The following is a 23424-nucleotide window of genomic DNA, read 5'->3' on the forward strand; positions in this document are numbered from 1 at the left end:
TCTCGACGAAGGTCACGTCGGCGACGCACCACGGCTTGGGGATGGTTTTCTTGGCCATCCGGCCAGAATGGGCCGAAATCCGGGCGAAAGATAGGCTTCAGAAAGGGCGGCGTTTACCCCGCTTACGTTAAGACGGAGGTTTTCGAGACGGATTAGTGCGGGAACGTTTTTGAGACTGCCTCCGACTTTTTTGCGGATGTGCTCGATTTGTTGGTCGGACATCGGGTGAGGAGAGGAGGTCTTTAGGTGGTGCGCCGGGCTGGCCCCGGCACAGGAATGTGCCTGCTCCGAAGGGGGTTTAGGCGAAGAACTTTTTGAGGGTGGTGTCGCTGGGTTTTTTGGTGAGGAGAGAGACGACGACGAGGGTGATGGCGCTGGCGGCGATGATGAGGGTGACGGGCATCATGCCAGCGATGAGAAGTTCCTCTTCCTCCATGCATGGCGGCTTGGTGGCGATGATGTCGTGATAAAAAAGCACGGACCAGACGGACGCGGTGACGAGGATGCAGGAGATGGCGCCGGCTTTGGTGGTGCCTTTCCAGTAAACGGATCCAACGATGAGCGGGAAGAGTCCGGCAAAGCCACTGAAGCACCAGACGCCGAGGGCGAAGACTTGAGCGGTATTCATGAGGGCGCAGGCAAGGCCGTAGGTGACGGCGACGATGAGCAGGATGAAGCCACGGGCGATGAGGACTTTTTGTTTATCGGTGAAGCGGTCTTCACCGAATCTCCGGATGACGATGTCGCGGGTGAACATGGTGCCGAGGCACATGAATTGGGAGTCGAGCGAAGACATGATGGCGGCGAGGACGCCGGCTCCGACGAGGCCGCTGAGGACGGGTGAGAGGACGAGGCTTTCGACCATGCGGCCGAGGATGATGTTTGGGCTGACGCCGGGTGGGAGTGCGCCGATGTGGGCGGCGGCCCACATGCCGATGAGGACGCAGGGGACCCAGACGATCATGATGAAGATGGGATGGGCGACGACGGTGAGTTTGAAGGCTTTGGCACTCTTGGCGGTGAGCCAGTGTTGGAAGAGGTGGGGGAACATTCCGACGGAGAGCGGGATGAAGCAGTAGGTGAAGAACTGGGCCTGGCCGATGAGTCCTTCGCGGGCGGCGCGGGGTTTGGCAAAGTCGCTATCGAGGACGGCCTGACTGGCGGCCTGGAGGCCGCCGAGTTTGCTGGAGATCATCCAGAAGGCGATGACACCGGTGACCATGAAGACGATGGTTTGGAAGGTGTTTGCCCAGACGGCACCGCGAAGGCCGCCGAAGAAGACGTAGAAAAGCACAATGGCGCAGATGGCTCCGCCGCCGACTTCGGGGGGAATGCCGCCGCTGAGGGGGTGGGGGTTTCCGTTGGGGAGGAGTAGTTCGAACTGCTCGGGGAACATGCCTTTGGTGGAAGCCTGGATGAATTTTCCGGCGGCGATGACTCCTACCAACAAGTACGGGATAAGTAGTAGAATGAGGATGGGGAAGAGGATGTAGCCAATGGAGGGGGCGTCGTAGCGATTGCGGAAATACTCGCACTGGGTGAGGTAGCCGTGGCGTTTGCCGACTGCCCAGAGGCGGATGCCGACGAGAAAGAAGACGGCGGAGTGGATGAGGCCGGACCATGAGGCCATCAGGCCGTAGGTGCCGATGCCGGCGGTGTAGGCTTTGCCGGTGGAGCCGACGAGGGCGAAGCCAGTCATGGTGGTGCCGAAGATCGACATCAGCAGGAGGAAGGATCCGACGGTGCGGGAGACAACGAAGAAATCGGCGCTGGTTCCTTTCGAGAAGCGGCTACTGATGATGCCTAGTCCGACAAGGAGGAGGAGGTAGCCGATGATGATGTAGAGGGAAGTCATGAAGAAGTGCCGGGTGAGCAGTGATCAGTGAGCGATGGAAGACGCCGACTAAAGTCAGCGGTCCGGGCTTTAGTCATTGGGTTCGTCGGCCCATTTTTCGATGGCGTGGGGCCAGGCGAATTTCGAGACGAGGAACCAGAAGATGGCGGCGGTGATTGAGAAGCCGGCGTGGTAGGCGAGGCCGATGGGGAGGAAGCCGAAGACGAGCGTGGTGTTCCCCCAGTTCCAGAAGTCCTGGTGGAGGACGAAGAGGATCACGAAGACGATGATGGAGATGAGGGCGGGAAGTTTCATGGGAAGATAGTCATAGATTCATGACCGGGACGGATCATGCCACTGCGGTTTTTTTGAAGATGAGGGCGGGACGCCCTCGCTCCCCTATTTTGATTTGATCGCGTAGAGGTGGGTCATGGTGGCGATGTAGAGGACGTCGTTGGCGACGATCGGGCTGCTGTAGATCGGGGCGTCGAAGCTAAACAGGCCGAGCTCCTTCTTCTCGCGACCGGTGGCGAGGACGTGGACTTCACCGTCTTCAGTGGGGAGGAAGACCTTGCCGTCGGCAACGAGGGTGCTGCCCCAGATGCGGGATTGCGTTTCGTGAACCCAGAGCTGCTTGCCGGTCTTGATGTCGATGCAGTGAAGGTCGCCGTCGTATTCCGCTTGGTAGATCAGGCCGTCGTGGATGCTGGCGGTGGAGATGGAGCGGCCGATGTCTTTGAAGGTCCAGACGGGTTTGCCGGAGGCATCGAAGCAGGTGAGGATGCCGATGCCGTCGCCGTGCTCGGGGTCCTGACCGGAGACGGCGTAGACGTGGTCATCGTAAACGACGGTGGTGCCGATGATTTCAGAAGGTCCTCTGAAGGTGGCGTATTTGATCGGCTCGCCCTTCGGGTCGCCGCCTTTGAATCGATAATCGACCGGGTTGACGTCGAAGCTCCAGACTTCCTTGAGGACGTCGAGTTCTTCGTCTTCGTCGAAGGTCGGTTTGGGCTCGAAGGCGTAGGCAAAGCCGTCGCCACCACCCCAGACGATGCGGTCCTTGCCGCCGAGTTTGCCGTAGGCGGGCGAGGACCAGGAGGCGTGGAGGACGCGCTCGGAGACGCCGGAGATTTCCTCGCCGACGAGGGTGCCCTTTTCGACGTCGAGGGCGACAAGTGCGGGTGCGAGCGGAGCAGGGATGTTGGTGTGGGACCAGTCGACGCCATTCGAGGTGGCGGTGTAGAGGATGCCATCGACGATGACGGGTGAGCAGGAGGAGACATTGTGCGGGAAGACGCCGAGCTCTTCGCGCATGTCATAGATCCAGATGATGTCGGCGGACTCGGGGCCGACTTCGTAGGGTTGGGCGGGATCGGCGGTGGAGTATTTGGCTTCGTCCTTGAAGGGGCCGGCGTTGCCGTTGCTCATGCCGGCGGTGTCGAGACAGACGACTTCGCCGCGGTTGGTGACGATGTAGGCTTTGTCGCCTTGGACAACGGGCGAGGAGCAGAGGCCGACGTATTCCCAGTCGGAGACTTTGCCGGCGCCGAGTTTGGGGATGATGAGTTGCCAGAGGAAGTCGCCGGTCTTTTCATCGAAGACCATGAGCACGCCGCGGTCGCCGGTTTGTTTGGGGTTGCGCGGGACTTCGTTGTTGGTGCCGACGTAGACGCGGCCGTCGGCGACGACGGTGTTGCCATAAGTCTGGGAGCCGAGTTTGGTGGCCCAGAGGATGTTCTTGGCGGAGGAAAGATCGACTTGTTCGTCGTCGCCGATCTCACCGGGATTGATTTCAGTGGGGAGGTTGCTGGCGTTGCCGACCATGTTGCGGTCGGGGGTGCGGCCCCACATGGGCCAGTCTTCGGCGAGGGAAGGGAGAGCCATGGTGGCTGTGAGAGCGAGAAGGTAGTTTGGAAGTTTCATGGATATCGGGCCGGATTGCTGGTTTTCAGTGTTCGGTTTTCAGCGCTTGGAGGCTGGACGTTTGCTTTGAAAGGGATTGAGGAGGGATTTGAGTTGTTTGGCGGCGGCGGGGGTGAGGTTGTAGCGGAGTTGGTAGTCGCCGGAGATGTAAATGATTTCTTCGCAGCTGAAGCAGATGATGGCGTGATCCTTGGTCCAGCCGCGACGCCAGTTGAGGGACCAATCGGCGTGGAAGCCGCCGCAGCGTTTCTTTTCTTTCCACTCGGTGAGGTTGGCGGAGTCGGCGATGATTTTTTTGAGGCTTTCGGTGGTGGCGGGGTCGAGCTTCTGGTCGGGCTTGTAGAAGAAGAAGCCGGTGATTTGCTGAGTGTCCTTGCGTTTGGCTTCGGCGGTGAAAAATTCGGTTTCTTTGGCGGGGTGAGGAAGGCCTTCGGCGAGGCCGAATTTTTTGGCTTTGGCGAGGGCGAGGCGGGCTTCTTCGGAGGCGTCGACAGGGAGGTCTTCGTGCGGGTGGGCGAAGCTTGTTAGAGTTGAGATGAAAAGTATGGAGAGGATGCGGAGCATCTTTGGAGTGCGAACTGAGGAACAACGAAAGCGCGCGAAATGAGGCGCAATTTTTGGAGCTTGGGTTGAGGAGTTTGGTGGGGGTTCGGAAGAAGCCGACTAAAGTCAGCGGTCCGGGCGCTGAGGCGGCTCGGACTTGGTGTTCTTAGTTGGCGCTCTCGAGTTTGATGTTGTCGATGTAGACGCGTTTCTGGGACTGCGGGGAGAAGGCGAAGACGCCGGGGGCGCCTTGGGGGTGGCAGTGCTTGACGGGGACTTCGATGGTCCAGTCGGCAGGTTCGTCTTCGTCGCGTGGCCAGACTTTGGCGAAGACGGTTCCGGTGCCGTCTTCATTACGCTTCACATGGGTTTTGAGGGTGTAGAAGGTGTTTGGTTTGATCTTGAATTTCACCGATTGGCTGACGCGCTCGTAGTTCGAGGAGACTTCGAGGATCTGGGAGTTGCCGACGAGGGCGATGAGGTAGCGTTGGTTGACGAGGCCGACGCTGGACATGATGCGGCGGTTGCCGTCGGTGGCGACATCGGCCTGGAGGATGTAGTCGCTTTCATCGACGTGGCCGAAGAAATTCATGGTTCGCTGGAAGAGGACGTTGTCGAGGCGGTTGGCGAGGACCTTGGAGCCGTCCTTTTCGAGGACATACCATTTGATGCGGGCGCCGAGCCATGGGAGTGGGGGGAAGTTGACGGCTTCGGTTTCGTCGAACTCGTTTTTCATGCTGAGTTCGATGGCTTCGAAGTCTTCGCTGTAGCCGGGTCCGGCGACGACGCGGCCGCGGGTGGTGGCGCCCATGCCGTTGAAGGTGGCTTTGAAGGCGCCGGCGGAGAGTTTGGCGTCGGGTCCGGCAGTGAGGGTGTTGCCGTCGAAGGTGGCGTCGACCTTGGCTTTGACTTTGGCGGTTGGGGGGATGAAGGCTTCCCATTTTTCAGGGGTGACTTCTTGGACGCGCTTGCCATTGGCATCGAGCCCGAAGACTTGGAAGCTTTCGGATTGGCCGGGTTTGAGGGCGAATTCGGCGGGGACGATTTGGAGTTGGGTGATTTCGCCGGGTTCAGCTTGTTCAGGGGCAGGAATGTCGCTGCTCGTGAAGGTGCCATCCTTGCTGCCCCAGCAATGGAGTTTGGATTTGGTGACGAGGTAAACTTTGCCGCCCCAGATGGCGGGGGCGCCGAGGCAGTTTTCGGCGAGTTTTGCTTCGGAAAGAACTTCGCCGCCGGATTCTCCGGGTTTGACGACGTAGAAGTGGCCGTCGAAGAAGGGGACGTAGAGCTTGCCGTCGCCGTAGGTCGGGGAGGCGTGGATCTGGTCGGGGGCGAGCTTTTCACGCCACAGGGTTTTGCCGGTTTCGGGGTCGGTGCAGAGGAGTTCGCCGGTGTTGATGGTGGTGAAGAGTTTGCCTTGGGCGAAGACGGGTGAGGAGGTGAAGGCCGTGTAGTCGTCGTTGCGCCAGACTTCGGCATCCTTTCCGAGGACGAGTTGTTCCTTCGGATAGGTGGTGGGGATTTTGATGCAGATCATGCGTCCGGTGGTGGAGGCATCGAGGTTCTCCGAGCCGTGGATGGCGATGAGTTTGTCGTCGCCGTAAAGAATGACCTGGGAGTTCACGCCGCCGGCGGAAATGGGCATGCGCCAGAGCGGGTTGCCGGTGTTGGCATCGATGCAGTAGACGTTGCCATCGCCGCCGCCGGCGTAGAAGACGTCGTGGTCGCCGAGCTTGGCGAAGACGGGCATGGCGAAGGAGGAATCGACGGGGCGGACGCCGGGTGAGGAGTACCAGACGATCTCGCCGGTGATTTTATCGAAGGCGTAGAAGCGGTCCTGGGCGGGTCCGGTGAGGCCCCAGTTGGCGGTGACGCAGTGGAAGATGACGAGATTGCCGTGGACGGCGGGCGATCCGGTGCGGCCGTTGGGGAAAGTGAGGCGACCGAATTCCTCGATCATTGAGATTTCCCAGAGCTGTTTGCCATCGCGGGTGAAGGCGACGCAGCGGCCGTTGGAGGTCTGGAGGTAGACGTTTCCGGTCTCGGGGTCGACGATCGGGGCACCGATGCCGTAGCGGTTGTAAACGACGTCGGAGATGTAGTCGGAGAAGCGGGCTTCCCATTTTTTCTCGCCGGTAACGGCGTCGAGGCAGATCAGGGCTTCCTGGGTGTCTTCGCCTTTTTCGCCGTAGAAGCCGAAGGCGTAGAGGAGGCCGTCTGCGATGACGGGAGTGCCGCCGCCCTGGATTTCGTAGGTCCAGAGTTCGTTGCCGGCTTTGAGGTCGGTGGGCAGGTCCTTTTCGAGCGAGGCTCCGGTTTGAAGGGGGCCGCGCCAGTTGATCCAGCCGGTGACTTCGGCATGGAGAATGGGGCCGAGCGCGAAGCTGGCGGCGAGCGCGAGGGAGATGAGAGGTTTCATGGGCGAAATGCTGGATAGGGAATCTTAGGTTTCAAACGGGGCTGGCTTGGCAGACTTTTCAACCGTTTGGGCGGATGCTGAAGGATTTTTCCGGTGAGGGAAGGGAGAAGGCAATTTTGGGAGGAAGGGGTCTTCTTGTGGGAAGATGGAGGGGGAGCTGGCGGGCAGGGCGGGAGCGCCCTTGCGCCCTTGCGCGCTTAGAACGTGGCGGTGACGCGGACGCCGAACTGCTGGGGAGCTCCGGGGGCGCCGGCGAAGATCTGGGGATTGATGAAGGTGTAGTATTCCTCGTCGGTCAGGTTGGTGCCGTAGAGGGCGATGCTGTAATTCTCGGTGGCGTAGCCGATTTCGGCATCCCAGGTGAAGGCGGAGCCTTGGGAGAAAAACGCCGTGTTGGCGGCATCGAACTTCGTCGGGCCGAAGAAGCGGGCGGTGGTGCCGACGTAGAAGCCGCTATCGAAGTCATACTGCAGGCCGAGGCTGCCGGTGTATTCGGGGACGAAGGGAACGGTGTTCCCGTCGTAGTTGATGCCAGGGGTGAAAGGATCGGCGAAGGAGTCGAATTCGGCATCGGTGTAGCCGATGCTGCCGCGGACGGTGAGGCCGTCGACCGGCGCCCAGGCGGCATCAAGTTCGAGGCCTTTGGCGGTGACTTCCTGGGCATTGACGATGAAGAAGTCGGTCGAACGGAAGGCGCGCGGTGCCGAGAAGTTCAGCTGGTAGTCGTCGATCTGATCCCAGAAGGCGCGCGCGCCGAGGCGCAGGTTGTAGGCGGGGCAGTCGTAGCTGAATCCGATTTCGTTCGACCAGTTTTGCTCATCGCTGTAGGCGGCGAGGGCGGGGTTATCGACATAGGCGGAGTAGCCGGCGGGCTTGATGCCAAGGCCAGAGCGGAAGAAGACTTCGAGGGCTGGGTGGATGGCGTAGGTGACGCCGACGACGGGCGAAACATACACGTCGTCCTGGCTGTCACGAACGATGTCGTCGCCGGGGATGGGGTCGCGTTGGAGGCGTGAAATTTCGGTATCGTAGTAATCCACGCGCAGTCCGGCGTCGAAGCTGAGTTGATCGGTGGCTTGCCAGGTGGTGTTGGCGAAGGCGGCGAGGTTGAGCTGCTCGATGTCGAAAATGGTGGTTTCGATGAAGCCTGGGAAAAGCTGGCGGGCAGCGACGCCGGCGTTGTCTGTCCAGAGTTGGAAAAGTCCGGCACGCCAGGTCAGAGGACCGTCGTCGTTCGAGGTGAAGCGGATTTCGTTTGAGATAAGGTCCTGACCTTGAATGATGAGTGAACGAGCGTCGGCGCGCGGATTGTTCGAGAGGTCGAGGTCGGCGGTGGAGGGGTCGAGATCCCAGGTCTGGAAGCTGGAGATGGTTTCCATTTGTCCCCAGTGGAAGTCCTTCCGCGAGTGCAGTGAAATCTGGTAGCGGTCGAGGTCGGTTGAGCCTCGGAAGTCGTTGGTCTCGATGAAGGGGTCGGGGCTGAAGAGCGAGGTGAGGCGCTGGGAGCCGTCGCGGACGTATTCGGCGAGGAAACGCAGGCGGAGTTCGAAGTCTTCGTTGGGATTCCAGTAGAGGTTGATCAGGCCGCCGTTGACTTCACGGTCATCGGATTCGCCGCCGAGAAAGATGTTCTTGATGTATCCATCCCGTTTGTCCTGAAAGAGTTGGACCGAGTAGGAGAAGTCGCCGCCGAGGGGGCCGGAATTGAGCAGGCGAAGGCCGATTTGATTGTAGGAACCGTATTCTGCCGTGAGTTTGGTAAACTGGCTTTCGGTCGGGCCGGGGGTCGTCATTTCGACCATGCCGGCGGCCCCATTCCTGCCGAACCATGGTCCTTGAGGGCCGCGGTAGACGCGGATTTCGGAAAGTTCGAGAAGGTCTGAGGGATAGGTATAGGCGTCGCCGAGTGGGACGTCATCGACGTAAAGGCCGACGGCGGGCGGTCCGAAGAAAAGGGTGTTGGTTGAGCCGCGCATGGCGACGACCTGGCCGTAGCCGCGCGAGTCGGGCGAGACGATGTTGAAGCCGGGGACGATGCCGGTGAGGTCGGAGAGGGTTTCGACTTGGAAGAGATCGAGGGTGTTCGGGGAAAGGACACTGACGGCGGTTAGACTTTCATCGGCGCGCTCGGCTTCGACGATGGTTGTCGGGAGGGTTTCGATGTCTTGTTGTGCGGCGGCCAGGGAGCTCATGAGGGCAGTTGCGGCGAGGGTGATTCTGGTGGCGTGCATTCGGGCTGAGTTTGGGACTGGTTCTCGACGGGTCAATCTTTCGCTAGCGGAGGAAAAAATTTTCAGTAGGCTGGCGTAGGAAGCCGATTACGCACATGAGAGACCTGTTTTTCCCAATTGTTGCCGCGAGTTTCGTCATCGCCTCGTCTTTGCCCGCTGATGACGTGAGTACTTGGCGGAATGGAGGAAATGGACTGTTTCCCGAAGCGAAGCCGGCGCTGGATTGGGAGGATGACGCGAAGGTGAAATGGGTGACACCTCTCAAGTCGCGGAGCAATGCCTCGCCGATTTTGGTAGGCGGCAAATTGTTCTTCACGGCCGAGCCGGCGACCCTGATCTGTGCGGATGCGGAGACCGGCGAAATCCTGTGGGAAAAATCGAATGAGTATGGAGATCTCATCGAGCGGACACCTGAGGAGATATTGAAAGCGGAAGCGGCGAAGATGAAGGCGGAGTTGGCGGCGAAGGAGATTGAGCCGTTAGAGCGAGATCTGTATCGCGCGGAGCGACAGCTGCGACGCAAGAAGGGCGATGCGGAACTGAAGGGTCGGGTGGAGGAGCTGACCAAGAGGATCGCGGAGCTGAAGGAAAAACATGGTGTTGCGGCGTCACAGGACGCGAAACCCCCGGCACACGATACGAACGGTTATTCGTCTTACACCCCGGTTTCCGATGGCGAGCGTGTCTACGCCTGTTTCGGCATCGGCGTGGTGGTGGGCTATGATTTCGAGGGAAATCGGATCTGGCACAAACGTTTGGAAAACCCGGATCACAACTGGGGCGGCGCCACTTCGCCGACCTTGGTGGGAGGGAAGCTGATCGTGCGCTTCAAGGATTACCATGCGCTCGATCCGGCGACGGGTGAGCAGCTTTGGACGGCACCATCCGAAGGCATCGTGTTCAATGCTCCGGCGAATTTTGAACTCGAAGGGAAGCCGTATTTGATCACCGGACGTGGGGAACTGATCCGGGTGGCGGACGGGGAGAAGCCTTGGTCGGCCTCATACGAGGTGAAAGCCAAGCCGTGGTGTTTCATGAATACTCCGTCGGTTGTCGGCAATCGCGTTTACTTTGCGCACGGCAGCGAAGGTCAGCAGGGCGATGCCTACTGCCTTGAGATTCCGGCGACGGTGGCGGAGCTGGAGAAGGACGGACTGAAGGAAGTCTGGTCCGCGGAAACGGTGAAGAACCGCTACTATTCGTCACCGCTGGTGGTGGATGGAATCGTCTACCTGATTTCCCGGGACTACGATTTGCAGGCACTCGATGCGGCCAGTGGCGAGCTGCTTTATGAACAGAAGATCAAAGGTCTGACGGGGACGGCCTATCCGAGCCTGACGCTGGCGGGTGGGGTGATTGTCGTTGGAGCCGAAGATGGGCGCGTGGCGTTTGTGAAGCCGGGAAAGACCTACGAAGAGGTGGGCAGAACGGAGATCCAGCCATTCCGAAGTTCGCCGATTTTTGCGGATGGGGTGGGCTATGTGCGGACGCAGGAGTCGTTGCTGGCGATTGGTGACTGATCGGGCGGCCGGAAAGCCGCCTTGCCCACCCATGGCGCTTGGGAAAGCGCCACTCCGATGCGAAGCGCCAGTCCTTGCTTGCGATCGTGCTTTTTGGGTCTAGATTCGCCGATCATGAAAGCTTCTGCATTTCTCCTGGTGATGGCCGCGATGGTTGGCACTTCCGCGGCTCAAGACTGGCCTCGCTATCTCGGCCCGGACGGGAATGCACGAGTGGACGGAAAGATTTCGACCGATTGGGGGTCGAACAAGCCGAAGGAGCTGTGGCGGATGGAGCTGGGCTCGGGTTGCACGAGCTTTGCCGTGGCCGGAGGCAAGGCGGTGGTGATGGGGAATGATGGCAACAAGGACACCGTCTGGTGTCTTGATGCCAAGACCGGAGCCGTGATTTGGAAGTATTCGTATGAAGAGGATCTGAGCCCGAAGATGTATGACGGTGGCCCGAATGCCACGCCGACGATCGATGGAGATCGGGTCTACACGCTGAGCAAGACCGGTAATCTTTTCTGTCTCTCAATGGCGGACGGCCAGCCGATCTGGCACCAGCACTATCAGTCGGACTTCGGTGGTGCGGCTCCCTCTTGGGGCTTCTCGGCATCGCCGATCGTCAGGGGATCGGTCATTTACTGTCTCCCCGGAGCCAAGGATGAGGCGGTGTATGTTCTCGATGCCAAAACAGGCAAGGTGGTTTCGAAGTTCGGTGGCAAGACCAAACCCGGCTACGCGGCACCGGTGTTTTTTGACTTCAAGGGCACGCCTGCGATGGCGTGCTTTTTCGGAAGAGATCTGATCGGCTACAACGTGAAGACGGGCAAGGAGATGTTCGAGTTCAACTGGCGGACTTCCTACGACGTCAACGCGAGCAATCCCCAGTATCATGACGGGATGATGTTCCTCGCCTCCGGTTACGGTATGGGCTACGCGGTGATCGATGTCACCAAGAGCAAGCCGACGGTGCTTCACAAGGAAGAGGATACCCGGATGATTTTTCAGAACAGCATTCTGTTGGATGGAGATATTCTCGGGGTGTTTGGTGACAAGAACATCAACGCCGAGTTGATCCGGATGGACATGAGGTCGGGCGATATTCGCTGGCGCGAAAAAATGCCCGGGACGCGTGGGAGTTCCCTGATGGTCGGTGACACCATGATAGTGCTTTCGGAAAAGGGCGACCTGATCGCTGGCAATCCTTCGAAGACGGGATGGAAGGAATATGGAAGGATCAAACCGCTCTCGGGTGTTTGCTGGGCCCCGGTTGCTTACGCCGACGGCATGATCTTCGCGCGGAACAACAAGGGCCAGGCGGTCTGCTTGAGCGTGAAATAACCCTAGCGCGATTGGCCACTGATTTCGATCAGGCGGAATTCCGCCGGGTCGTTGAAACTTCCGAAGCCGACGGCGCCGGAGCGGAAGTCGGTGTCGAGGGCCGTCATTGCGGGGGTTGCGCTGCCATCGACGTAAACGGCTATATGGCCGTCAGCGGCATGGGTCAGGCGGAATGAATGCCACGCCGAACCCAGTGCCGGACTCGGCATGGCCGGAGATTGGATCGCGGTGCGGGTGCTGCCATTCACCTTCATGATGACATTGTGGGTCAGGCCGTCGGATAGCGAACTCAAGTGAACGTAGTAGAAGTGCGTTTCGTCCTGGTAACCGAAAACGAGGCAGATGTCGCGATTCACGGTTGTTTCGGGTTCGAGGGTCCGGGCTTCGATGGTGAGGGTGAGATTCCGCCATTCTCCTGGAGTCAGCACGTAGGCACCTGGCCGGCGGACCATGCCGGAAACCTGGGCTGGGATCGAGTCGAGCGAGACGAGATTCTCGCCGAAGGTCCAAGTGCTTCCTGGTGAGAGCCGCAGGCCTCGAGGTGCTTCCGAGTCGGGGAAGGTCGAGGTCCAGGTGGTGTCGTAGAACTTGCGCGGCGAGTGCTCGACGACTTGGAAGAAGCGCCAGGGAACATCGACGGGCTGCACGAAGCTTGCCGCGCTGCCATCACCTTCGACGAAGTCTCCGACGGGCGACCAGTGGTCGAGATCATCGCTGAAGAACAGACGCAGAGCATGGTTTGGCCGGGTGGGACAGGTGACGGCGGCAGTGGTGGGAGTGAGGGGAGAGATGGAGGTGCGCAGCGCCTTTTCACCGAGCGGATCATCGAGCGTGATTCCGGGAAAGAGGTAGAGATCGTCGAGAGAGAGTGGATCGTTCCGGGCGCTCGTCAGGCTGGATGCAAAGCTGAGGAAGTGCGTGATCGGTGCTTCGGCGGAAGTGCGGAAGTAGATTTCCTCACCCAAGGGTGTGGGGGAGAGGTAGGGGCCTCCCTTGATCCATGCCCGCCAAGTCTGGCCGCCGGAGGCGATGCCGCGATTGCTGCAGACCAGCCAAATTTTGTACCAGGTGTTGCCGTCGATGGAGGGCGGCGTGGTGCTGATGAAATCGTCGACGCCAGGGACTCCACCAAAGAGCTCAAGGGTTCCCGGAGGTGAGATTCTAAGTTGAGCGGCGAGATCGCTTTCGGTGTAGAGCGCAGAGTCGGGGGGATTCAGGGCGCTCAGCCCGACACTCTGCAGGAGATCCGTCGAATCGGCCCGCACGCGGAGAAAGAGGGTGAGGGACTGGCCGACCTGCGTGGCGAAGGGCAATTCGCGGGCGGCGATGGCGAGGGGGTTGGCGGCCGATGTCGACGAGGCGGCGCGCTGGAGGTAGCGGTTGCCGTCCGCTTCGGTGATGATGCTGGCGGATTGGGATCCACTGTTCGGAAGCTGCCATGAGCTGAGTGGGTTGGGGCCTTCGAAATGGTCGATCAAATGCCAGACCGGATCGGGAGGAGCGAGGAGATTGGCGTGTCCGACATCGATGTGGAGGTCATCGAAGTAGATTGCCGAAGTGGTGGCGGCATTCGAGCCGGGCGACAGTTGCCAGAAGAAGGACTTGAGCGTGCCGATGCTCCCCGCGGGGAAGGGAATGCGGGTGCGGATCAGGGTGGCTGCCGAGTAGTCGCCTCCTTCGAGATAAAGATCCCAGACATCGTCGTCGTGATCGATGACGACCCACACCGAATACCAATGATTGGGAATGAGGGAAGCGATGGATTGGAAAGAGCTTCCGTTTCGGACTTCGAGGCTCGGCGGGGTGGCATTCTGGTCGCCGCTTCTGAAGGTGGTGATGAGGTCAGAACTTGAGCTCGGGTTCTCCTGATCGCTGATGCCAAAGACGGCGCTGTGATTCGAATCGGTCGTCAGGAAGCGAAAGAAGAGCGTGGCGTGACCTCCGTCTGGAATCTCCGGAATGGGAAGGTGGGCGTCGAGTGGCTGGCTGCCATTTGAACGGATGCGGAGGCTGCGGTTGGCGGAACCTTCGATGGGGTCGTCGACGATTTGGGCAGTTGTTGTCGGCTGGGTGATGAGTTCGTGTTCCCCGTTTTCAAAGTTTCGGAGGAGCGCCCAATCGGTGGGCGAGCCGGTGGGTGCGGCGGCGGTGCCGCTGGGGTCGGGATCCTCGAGAACACGGTAGATGCCACCGTTTTGCTTCGAGAGCAGGTAGAACTCGCCATCGTGATCGATGCCGAAGCGGAGATCGGCACGGCTTTTTCCGAGGATGGAAAGGAAGGTGGTCTGGGTGCCTGCTGATTTGATATTGAGGTGCTGAGGCGGGGCCGGCGTGTCGCCCGTGAAGGTGACGGCTTGAAGCGTCATGTCGGCTTCGTCCGTGACAAAGAGCCGGCCGGTCTTGATGTCACCGAAGAGGTATTTGCCTTCGAGGGCAGGAAGGTCGGAACCCCGATAGACAAAACCTCCGACGACTGCGACGTCACCCTCTCCGCGGTCATACTGGGAGACGGGATAAGTCAGTCCATCATCATCAGGAAAAGGGATCGGGTAGATCCCGTCGTTGACATCGGGATCGATGAGGAACGCGCCTTCACGATTGGGCCAGCCATGGTTGCCGCCCTTCACCACCAATTCGATCTCTTCAATGGAGTTCTCACCAATGTTCCCGCAGAACATCTTGTGGCTCCCGGAGCGGTCCCATGAGATCCGATGGGGGTTGCGGAAACCGTAGGCATAGATTTCGCGGACGACGGCCGCACCGTTGCTTGGTCTCGGGTCAGGGGAGTTTATGAAAGGGTTGGTGGAGGGGATGAGGTAGGCGCCATTGGCCGAGGTGCTGAAGTCGCCGGGCGTGTGGCCGGTGGCAAGCAGAGGGGTGATTCGTAGAATCGTTCCGAGAGCGGAGTCGATGCTGCCGGTGTTGTTCGGTTCATCCACGGCGGCGACGAGAGCGCCACCGTCTCCGACACAGATGAAGAGGCAGCCGTAGTTTTCGGAAGTCGGCGTGGCGTTGGGATCGAAGGCGATTTCCTGAAGGCCGTGGATATGGTAGGCGAACCCGATGCGGACGATTTCGCGGCGGGTGAAATTGTCCGGACCGAGGGTGATGGCGGAAGCCTCGGCGTCATTGAGGGTCCACTCGGTGATGATGCCGACCTGGGAATTCGATGAGGATTCGGGGCCCGTGAAGTCGAGCGTGCCGGATGCGGCCTCGGTGTGGGACGTGTAGAATTTGCCGTAACCCGGTGCGCTCAGGGTGTCGAATTCGGGATGGAAATCGAAGGAGGTGAATCCGGCACCGAGTCCCGGCGTGTCGACGAAAGACGGAAAGTGATCGCGCAGGTCGAGGAACTCGGTGGCGGTTGATGCGCTCTTGTCGGCAATGACCCACAGTTGACCGCGCAGGTCGTTGCAGAACAGGCGGGTGCCGTCCGGGCAGGGTTTGAGGTGATTGATGCGGGCCTTCACCGAGGATCCGCTGCTGGCGGGGATCGTCAGCCAATGCTCAAGCTCGACCGACAGGCCCGACGGCAGGATTGGAGGAAGTGGGTCGGTGATTTGGGCACGGAGGATGCTGCCTGCGCCCAATGAAAGGAGCAGAGAAGCCATCCAGGCGGGTGAAGTCTTTCGGGGAGAATACCTCATGGGCGGTGGGGCGATAGGAGCCACCCTTCGAGGAAAATGACATTAGTTTGGATATCTGATGGATCAAGTCACAGGGTCCCATCCGGACGAATCACCGGAATGATCGCCGTAGCACACGCGTTCGCGGGACTTTCCCAACTTGTCCCGAGGGCGAGAATCATTAATTTAATGAAGTAATGTTGATTTCCCCCTGAGTGATTCATGGCTGAAGACTCCCAATCTTTCAGTGCTGCAGGCAGCGGCTCTCATCTGGCAACCCGCGAATCGGGTGGCGAAGGGTGGACCGGCTGCGGAGACGTTGGCGGCGAGTGGCGTCGTGCCTGTGAGAAGTTCCCGGCTGAAATCGCGATCGCTTGGGATGAGGGGTCGTGGACTTACGCTGAGCTTGGCGAACGCGTCGAGGTTCTGGCATGCAGGCTTTTAGCTGATGGCGTCCAGCCGGGTGATCGGGTCGGGGTCTCGATGAGGGAGCGGAGATTCTGGCCACTCGCGATGTTGGCTGCCGCCCGCGCGGGGGTGGTTTATGTGCCGCTCGATCTGAGTGTTCCGGAACCGCGCTTGCGCGCGATGATTGCGGATGCCGGACTGACGCGCGTCATCAGCGATGACGAGGATGTGGCCAAGGGCTTCTCCTGTGATTGGACGCCGGTCGAGGCGAACGCAACGCCACGCGAATCGCTTGAATCTACTAGGTCTGACGTATTTGCGATGCTCTATACTTCGGGTTCCACGGGTATTCCAAAAGGAGTGATGATCGACCATTCTGGTGTGATCAATGAGGTGGTCGCTCTTGGTCGGATGCTGGATTTTGGGCCAGGTGACCGGCTCATGCAGTTCAGTTCCCCGGGGTTTGATGCTTCACTGGAAGAAATGCTTTCCTGCCTGCTGTGCGGAGCGACCTTGGTGCCGAGGTCCAACTCGGCGATGGCCGATTTTTCGAGCTTCACAGCCTATGTGGAAGCCCGAGGGATCACGATTCTGGATCTGCCAACCGCCTTTCTCACTGCTTGGTGTGGATCGATGGTCGAAGCAGGGGCAAAGCTTCCCAGCAAGGTGCGCGCGGCGGTCACCGGTGGTGAGAGGTTGTCCGCTCAGGCGCTGAGTGATTGGCAGGAAAGCGGTGGGCGTCAACTTCAGTTGCTGAACACCTATGGGCCCACCGAGGCCTCGATTGTGGCCACCTGGCAGATGATCGAAGGCGATTGGAATGAGGAGGGCGATCCGCCGATTGGTGTTCCGCTGCCGGGTTATCGAGTCCGGATCGAAGCGGGTGAGACTGAAGAGTGGGGTGAGCTTTGGATTGGAGGCGTGGGTGTTGGTCCGGGCTACTGGAATCGGCCCGAACAGACCGCGGCCTCTTTTCGTAAAGTTGATGGCGAGCGCTGGTACCTGACGGGTGATCTTGCGAAGTGGGACGATCAGGATCGGCTTGTTTTTGGTGGTCGGAAGGATGATCAGCTCAAGATCCGTGGCCATCGGATCGAGCCTGACGAAGTGATTCGGCTGCTCGAGTCGGATTCGCGAGTGGCGGCCGCCCACGTGGGTGGAATTGAGACCGAAAAAGGCACGCAGTTGGCCGCATGGGTGAAGTGGAATGGCGAGGTGCCGGATGACTGGGCCAATCAACTTCGCGTTTTTCTGCGGGAGTCCCTTTCGGAAGCTTCCGTGCCGGTGCGCTGGGCGCGGGTCGAGGAGTTCAAGCTCACGGAGCGCGGCAAGCTCGACCGCCGGGCTCTGCCCACTCCGGGCTTGGCGGGTGCTCCTTCGTTTTCCCCCCTGGAGACGGATTCCGAGCGGGCTTTGGCTGGGATCTGGTCGTCGCTTCTGGATGTTCCCCAGATCAGTCGGGAAGATGACTTCTTTGATCTCGGCGGCAGTTCGCTGCTGGCCTTGCGCTTGTTCGGAATGATCCGTTCGAAGTTGGGAGTCAGTCTCCCGATGGCGGAACTACTACGTGACTCGAAGTTGAAGGCGCTTGCCAAGGTCATTGATACCGACGGTGGTGTGTCTGGTGACGGCATTCCCGCAGTGATTCCTCTGCGGGAAGGCAGTGGTCGCGAGCCGCTGTTCTGCATTCATGGTGGGGATGGCGGGGTGATCTTTTATCGGGAACTGGCGTCGCATCTCGCGAAGGGAGTGCCCCTGTTGACGATCGAGTCTCCGGAGTTGTCTGTCGAAGGTGCGGTCGAGGTGGGTAGCATTGAAGAGATGGCGGGTCGTTATCTCCAGGCGGTGAAAAGGCGGCAGCCGAAAGGGCCCTATCACCTGGCCGGTTATTCCTTCGGAGGCGTGATGGTCTACGAGATGGCGCGGTTGCTGAGGAGAGATGGCGAAAAGGTCGCATTTCTCGGGCTTTTTGATACGGAGAATCCTGCGAAGAAGTGGCGTAAGTACGGGTTGAGAGAACGTATGGGCGTCTATTGGAGAGCACACTCATGCTTTCCCTGGCTGTCGCGCTGTGGTCTGCTGATGAGCCGGACGATCGAAGGCATTGCCACGAATCTGCGGGTGAAAGCAGAGGTCAGGGCGGCCAGTGAGGCCGGTGTGACGGAGCCGCATAGTGCGCTGCGAATGCTGCAGGTGCGGGAGTCCCACGGAGCGGCGATGGACGCCTATGTACCACTGCCGCTCGACGTGGAGGTGATTCTTTTTAAGACCGAGGCCGTCGATGACAAATTCGAGGTCGCGCCTGACTATGGGTGGAGCGATGTGGTCGAGAAACTCACGATTGTCGATGTACCCGGTGAGCACCTGACGATGTTCGACTCCGAGCACGTTGAGGATCTGGCGCGGCAAGTGGATGAGCATCTGTGATCTTGGAAGCGGTGATGGCTTTATGGGAATCATCGAGGGTTGCTCTTGGCCAAGGGCGTGCTGTAGTTCGTGGTGATGGGGTTGCCATTTGATCCAGAAGAGATATTCGGCGTGGCGCTGGTTGATACCTTCCGCCGGACTCTCCTTTTCATTGCGTGTACGGTCGGGGCTTCGCTGCTCGCTTGCATGGCATTGGGGATGGGAGAAGCAGTCGTCGGTCTTGACCCGGGCGAAATTGCCGAATGGCTGCCCTATTTCTGGTTCCTGTTTCTCGCACCCTTAGTCTCCGGCTGGGGCGTGCTCTATGTGCCTTGCGTCCTCGGCGCCGGTTTTGCCTTCGCGACTGGGCAAGGGAGTTTGTTCCGACCCTTTCTGGCTTTTCTTGGCATCCAGTCGCTGCTGATTGTCTTCACCGCAAGCGGGTTTGAGTGGGAATGCCTCGTATCCGTGATTGCCCTGGTGGGCTGCTACGGGGGGATCGTTTGGTTGGGTCTGCTGCTGGAACAGAGATGGCGGCGGAAGTCGGAAGAGCACTTCATGAGTCTGGCGATCGAGAATCAGCAGCGTCGCGAGGGCTTGCGGGAGGACTTCGGCACGGATGCGTTCGACGAGCTGAATGATGGTTCTTGAATCGGGGGCGGGCAGGATCCCACTGTCCTGACATGGCGAAAATTGGCGAACGGGTGGCCCTGACGGTGCTGCGGGAGGCTCCTCCGGGGATATTCCTCGACGGAGGCGACGAGCTCGGTGAGGTGCTGCTGCCAAGGAGGGAATTTCCACCGATGTGGGAGATTGGCGGGCAGGTGAGGGTGTTTCTTTACACTGACTCCGAGGATCGGCCGATCGCGACCTGCAAGCGGCCGAAGGTGATGCCGGGTGAGTTCGCCTATTTGGAATGCGTGGCGGTCTCTGGAGTTGGCGCGTTCGTCGATTGGGGATTGCAGAAGGATCTGCTGGTGCCGTTTCGAGAACAGAAGGATCCGATGGAAGTGGGCAGGTCGTATGTCGTCCACGTTCACATCGATCCGGAAAGCGATCGAGTGGTGGCGAGTCGGCGGTTGAACCGATACCTGAGTCAGGAGCCGCCAGATTACGCGGAAGGGGGAGAGGTGGACTTGCTGATGTTTGGCAAAACCGATCTCGGCTACAAGGCGATCATCAACGGGAAACATAGTGGCGTGCTGTTTGCCAACGAAGTGCACCGTCGGCTGCGCGCTGGTGAGGAGACGAAAGGCTACATCGTGAAGGTTCGCAGTGATGGGAAGATTGATCTTTCCCTCTACCCGCCCGGTCGGGCGCGGATCGATGATCTGGAAATGCGGATCGAGGATGAACTGATCAAGCGTGGCGGAAAGTGGGAGCTGTGCGACTCCAGTTCTCCGGAGCAGATCAACAAGGCGCTCGGCGTCAGCAAGAAGGCCTTCAAACAGGCGACCGGCGCGCTTTATCGGCGGAAGCGGATCTTGATTGGCAAGGATGGGATCGAGTTGATCGGTGCCGAGCCGGAAGAGTGGCGGCCGGAGGAGAAGGGTGGGGGGAGTTGAAGTTTCTGCTGAAGGAAAATCATGAAAAAACTAAAAACCTTGACTGACCCCATTTGACGGGATTGAGGGAACGAAGGATGATGCGAGGTCCTGGAATTGATTCGCGATGGCAGAGATGCGAGTTGACTGACGATCCTCAAGCGGCGGATTCTGACCCGTCGAGAAGAGCGATATTATGCAGGAAAAAAAACAACCTTCGAAGTTGGCGGTGGCGAGTCTTGTGCTCGGTTTGCTGGGGTCGTTTCTCTGGCTTCTAACAACTATCCCTGCCATCGTGACGGGACACATGGCCCGTGGACGGGCGAAACGCTCAGGTGGGGCTGTTGGAGGTGAGGGTATTGCGCTAGCTGGGTTGATTCTCGGCTATGTGATGAGTGTCTTTGGTGCGTTTGGGTTTATGGTTCTGATTGGGTTGGCGATGGGGGTTGGGAGTTTCTTATCCTCGAAGGGCGCGCTTGAGACGGCTCAGATCGATGTGCTTTTCATGGAACTCGTGCTTGAGGATTTCAACGAAGACAACGGGCGGCTTCCGGCACTTCCTGAAAGCGATTGCCTGACAAGTGATGAGAGTGGTCGCCTATTGCTGAGTATACTAGCGGCTGAGGAATCCGGTGTGCAGAACGACGGGAAGAAGAACTACCTCACGGATGTGAGCGATAGAATTTCTCGTGGCGAAGATGGTAAGATCTCGGGGTACCTGGATCCGTGGGGAAATCCTTACCGTGTCGTTTTGAAAGAGGGCAAAGGCCCGTCACTTGAGTTTACCTGGGGAGGCGAGGCTGTGTCTCAATACGGAAAGCTCGTGGCTGTCGGATCGAAGGGCATTGATGGAATCGAAGGGACCGTGGACGATATCAAGTCCTGGGATTGAGATTGGGCCACTGGCTTTCGACTCAGCGACTGAGCCCGCAGCTTGGGGTGTCGTGGTCCATCGTGAGAGCGATGGTGAGATGGGTCTTCTCAAGTAGCTCGCAAACCGGTGTCGACGCTTCGCTCTGCCACCGCAGTCCAAAGAGCTGTGGCGCATTCAAATTCAAAATGAAAGGACTGACCCCAAGAGTCCCCAAGAGTCCCCAAGAGTCCCCAAGAGTCCCAAGAGTCCCAAGAGTCCCAAGAGTCCCAAGAGTCCCACACGACGGGTGAATTCAAAATGAAAGGACTGACCCCAAGAGTCCCACAAGTCCCAAGAGTCACATGTCCGTAGTGTGACGAGGAGCTTGCGACGGGTGAGGGAGACGAAGGGATGGATAGCGGAGGCGGAGAGGCTTGAAAATATGCTCGAAATCTAGGACCGCCCCGTTGGCTTTCGTCCCGCCTCAACCGCCTGCTCAGCAATGTCTTGTATCGGTCGGGAGTGAAAACTAACAATCCTCGCTGGATCGTGGCCGGGGTTCAGGGTTAGGAAGCGCCTACGCAGCTAATGATTGACGAAAAACTTTGGATTGGATCTCGAAACGTGCGCCGTCGACCGCTGAGGAAGATGGCTTTCAAAATTGTGGCCGGAGTGAGCTTTTTGGTTCTGTTGATCGTCGCGATATGGCTGGGTGGAAAATTAGCCGAGTCTCGGCTGGAAATTGAAGGTCTCAGGGGTCGCTTGGAAAGCTTGACGGCGGAAGCTGTGGCGGATGAGGCGTCGGTAGCCGCCCAAGCGAATGCTCAGACGGAGTTGGCGGCCCTGAAGGAAGCCTTGTCCACAATGAACGGGAAGATGGAGCTATTGCAGAAGCAGTCGGCCCATGAGCGGGAGGAAGTCCTCCGGGAAGGGGCCAGGGAACTTGAGACACTCACCGCCGGCTTTGCGAAGGCCTTGAGCCGATTCGGGCTTTCACGAAAGGAACTCGAAACGCTCCTAGAAGACCTGCCCACTGAAGACCGTCTCCGCTTACTCGAGCAAATCACGGTGCCAAAGGTTGTTGATCCGGTGGAAGTAGAGAAACCGAGCCCCACTGAGGCCGAAGTCAAAGCTCCGACCAACGACGAGTCTGAAAAAATGCCCTCCTTAATTTCCAAGCATGAGCCTACTAAAGTGCTCGGACAGGTCGTTGTGGAAGATGAACCTGAGGGAGAGCCTGCCACCGAGGAGTCGATGAAGAATGACGAGCCGAAACTCGTCACTTATACCGTTAAGCGCGGAGATAATTTGACCCGAATCGGGCGGAGATTCGATGTGAATGTGGCGCAGCTTATGAAGCTGAACGGGATCGTTGACGCAAACAGGCTGGAGATCGGGCAGGTATTGAAGATTCCTCAGAATTGAGTAGCGGCTCGCCAAATAAAAGTGATGAAAGGGGTTCGCCCGCATCAATCACCGTAACTGACCCCAAAGCGGCTTGGGGTCAGTCCTTGAATTTTGCATTTGACCGCAACTCTTGAGTTGCGGTTATCTTAGGCATGGCTCGACGTCCCCGATACGAAGCAGCTGGTGCGATCTACCATGTGATGGCCCGAGGTGAGGGCGGGAAGACCATATTCAAGGACGACATTGATCGGAATGCCTGGCTGGCACGGTTGGGGAAATGCTGCGACAAGCACGGATGGCGCGTGCACGCCTGGGTCATGATGGGCAATCACTTCCATATCCTCCTTGAAACCCCGGAACCCAATCTGGTGGCCGGCATGAAATGGTTCATGGGTGTGTTTTCCCAGTGGTGGAATATCCGACGGAAGCGAAGAGGTCATGTCTTTCAGGGTCGCTACAAGGCGGTGGTCGTCAATGGCGAGGGCAGCGGGATGTATTTCCGGATCGTCGCCGACTACATCCATCTAAACCCGGTTCGCAGCGGATGGGTGGGCGGAAAGAGCGGAAAGAAGCTTTCAGCCTGGTCGTGGAGCAGTATGGGGCAGTATGGAGGAAAGCGGGGATTTCCTTGGGTTGAGACCGGCAGGGTATTGGCCGCCTTCGACCTCGACGGAAAAGGCCGGGGTCACCGGGCATACGTCCGCTATCTTGAAGAGCGGGCCAAGGACCGAAAAGGTGTGCTAAGCGATGCTTCACTCACGGAGTTAAGGCGGGGTTGGTGCCTCGGTGATGCCAGTTTCCAAGATCGGATTCTGGATGCGCTTTCAGGTGTGATTGAGAAAGCGAGACCAAAAGGCAGTGTCGCTGGATCAGTCGTGCGAGCCCATGACGAAGCGGAAGCAGAGCGTTTCGTGACAGTGGCCTTGTCGGAGCTGGGTCTGAGCAACTCGGCAGACGACCTGAAGGGATGGGGACGATTTCGGGATGAAAAGGCGCTGGTTGCCTACGTGGCGCGTTCGACTACAGGGGTTTCCAATGAGTGGGTTGCGACTCGATTGGGAATGGGACACCCGTCAAACGTCAGTCGAGCTATTCGCGAAGTCAGCGAATCCCGAGTGCTACAGCGTAAGGCCAAAGCCCTGATGACGCTGGGGACCAAGTAAGGCTGGGGGAAGTTCACTGGCGCATTCAAATGCAAAATGAAAGGACTGACCCCAGTGCTGAGAAAATGAAAGGACTGACCCCAGTGCTGAGAAGACCCCAGTGCGTCGTTTTCATTTCATGTGGCGTGGGGTGGTTGGTTATCCCTGCCGCCGCCGGCGCAGCATGCCGGCGGCCAGCAGTAGCCCCGCCAGCGCGCTGGTCGGCTCGGGCACGGCGGAAA

General features: G+C 59.0%; 16 protein-coding genes. 8 read left to right on the forward strand and 8 right to left on the reverse strand.

Going from position 1 to position 23424, the window contains the following annotated elements; all coding sequences use genetic code 11:
- Positions 1-298: 298 nt before the first annotated feature.
- From WBG04_RS01380 to WBG04_RS01405, 6 genes are all read right to left on the reverse strand, one after another.
- Positions 299-1855: a sodium:solute symporter family protein gene (locus WBG04_RS01380; protein WP_424312550.1), complete on the reverse strand. Its 1557-nt coding sequence runs from the start codon at positions 1853-1855 to the stop codon at positions 299-301.
- A 69-nt stretch (positions 1856-1924) separates the two neighbouring features.
- Positions 1925-2149, reverse strand: coding sequence for a DUF3311 domain-containing protein (locus WBG04_RS01385; protein WP_424312551.1), 225 nt, complete (start codon positions 2147-2149; stop codon positions 1925-1927).
- A gap of 84 nt (positions 2150-2233) precedes the next feature.
- A complete protein-coding gene (locus tag WBG04_RS01390; protein ID WP_424312552.1) occupies positions 2234-3757 on the reverse strand; it encodes a PQQ-binding-like beta-propeller repeat protein in 1524 nt (507 codons plus the stop codon).
- 39 nt (positions 3758-3796) lie between these two features.
- A complete protein-coding gene (locus WBG04_RS01395) occupies positions 3797-4321 on the reverse strand; it encodes a hypothetical protein (protein ID WP_424312553.1) in 525 nt (174 codons plus the stop codon).
- A 145-nt stretch (positions 4322-4466) separates the two neighbouring features.
- Positions 4467-6719 (reverse strand): PQQ-binding-like beta-propeller repeat protein, encoded by a 2253-nt coding sequence (locus tag WBG04_RS01400; protein ID WP_424312554.1) that lies wholly within the window; start codon positions 6717-6719, stop codon positions 4467-4469.
- Positions 6720-6916: 197 nt separating this feature from the next.
- Complete coding sequence (locus WBG04_RS01405) at positions 6917-8950, reverse strand: TonB-dependent receptor (RefSeq protein ID WP_424312555.1); 2034 nt, start codon at positions 8948-8950, stop codon at positions 6917-6919.
- Positions 8951-9045: 95 nt separating this feature from the next.
- On the opposite strand from WBG04_RS01405, the gene WBG04_RS01410 reads away from it, so the two are divergent.
- Both WBG04_RS01410 and WBG04_RS01415 read left to right on the forward strand, forming a co-directional pair.
- The gene (locus tag WBG04_RS01410) at positions 9046-10470 is read left to right on the forward strand and encodes a PQQ-binding-like beta-propeller repeat protein (RefSeq protein ID WP_424312556.1); all 1425 of its coding nucleotides are present in this window, start codon (positions 9046-9048) and stop codon (positions 10468-10470) included.
- Positions 10471-10584: 114 nt separating this feature from the next.
- Positions 10585-11796 (forward strand): PQQ-binding-like beta-propeller repeat protein, encoded by a 1212-nt coding sequence (locus WBG04_RS01415; RefSeq protein ID WP_424312557.1) that lies wholly within the window; start codon positions 10585-10587, stop codon positions 11794-11796.
- Between the two features lie 2 nt (positions 11797-11798).
- Here the strand turns inward: WBG04_RS01415 and WBG04_RS01420 are convergent, their stop codons facing one another.
- On the reverse strand, positions 11799-15407 hold the full coding sequence (locus WBG04_RS01420; RefSeq protein WP_424312558.1) for a PQQ-dependent sugar dehydrogenase: 3609 nt from the start codon (positions 15405-15407) through the stop codon (positions 11799-11801).
- 237 nt (positions 15408-15644) lie between these two features.
- Here WBG04_RS01420 and WBG04_RS01425 point away from each other — a divergent pair, with 237 nt between their 5' ends.
- From WBG04_RS01425 to WBG04_RS01450, 6 genes are all read left to right on the forward strand, one after another.
- Positions 15645-18257 carry an amino acid adenylation domain-containing protein gene (locus tag WBG04_RS01425; protein ID WP_424312559.1) on the forward strand — a complete coding sequence of 871 codons (2613 nt, stop codon included), beginning with the start codon at positions 15645-15647 and terminating at the stop codon, positions 18255-18257.
- A gap of 75 nt (positions 18258-18332) precedes the next feature.
- Positions 18333-18887 carry a hypothetical protein gene (locus tag WBG04_RS01430; RefSeq protein WP_424312560.1) on the forward strand — a complete coding sequence of 185 codons (555 nt, stop codon included), beginning with the start codon at positions 18333-18335 and terminating at the stop codon, positions 18885-18887.
- A gap of 32 nt (positions 18888-18919) precedes the next feature.
- On the forward strand, positions 18920-19801 hold the full coding sequence (locus WBG04_RS01435) for a CvfB family protein (RefSeq protein ID WP_424312561.1): 882 nt from the start codon (positions 18920-18922) through the stop codon (positions 19799-19801).
- A gap of 175 nt (positions 19802-19976) precedes the next feature.
- On the forward strand, positions 19977-20672 hold the full coding sequence (locus tag WBG04_RS01440; protein WP_424312562.1) for a DUF4190 domain-containing protein: 696 nt from the start codon (positions 19977-19979) through the stop codon (positions 20670-20672).
- 609 nt (positions 20673-21281) lie between these two features.
- Positions 21282-22058, forward strand: coding sequence for a LysM peptidoglycan-binding domain-containing protein (locus WBG04_RS01445; protein WP_424312563.1), 777 nt, complete (start codon positions 21282-21284; stop codon positions 22056-22058).
- A gap of 134 nt (positions 22059-22192) precedes the next feature.
- The gene (locus tag WBG04_RS01450; protein WP_424312564.1) at positions 22193-23203 is read left to right on the forward strand and encodes a transposase; all 1011 of its coding nucleotides are present in this window, start codon (positions 22193-22195) and stop codon (positions 23201-23203) included.
- Between the two features lie 138 nt (positions 23204-23341).
- Here the strand turns inward: WBG04_RS01450 and WBG04_RS01455 are convergent, their stop codons facing one another.
- Positions 23342-23416: an MYXO-CTERM sorting domain-containing protein gene (locus WBG04_RS01455; RefSeq protein WP_424312565.1), complete on the reverse strand. Its 75-nt coding sequence runs from the start codon at positions 23414-23416 to the stop codon at positions 23342-23344.
- Positions 23417-23424 lie beyond the last annotated feature (8 nt).

Source organism: Haloferula sp., from assembly GCF_049672945.1.
GTDB lineage: Bacteria > Verrucomicrobiota > Verrucomicrobiia > Verrucomicrobiales > Akkermansiaceae > Haloferula.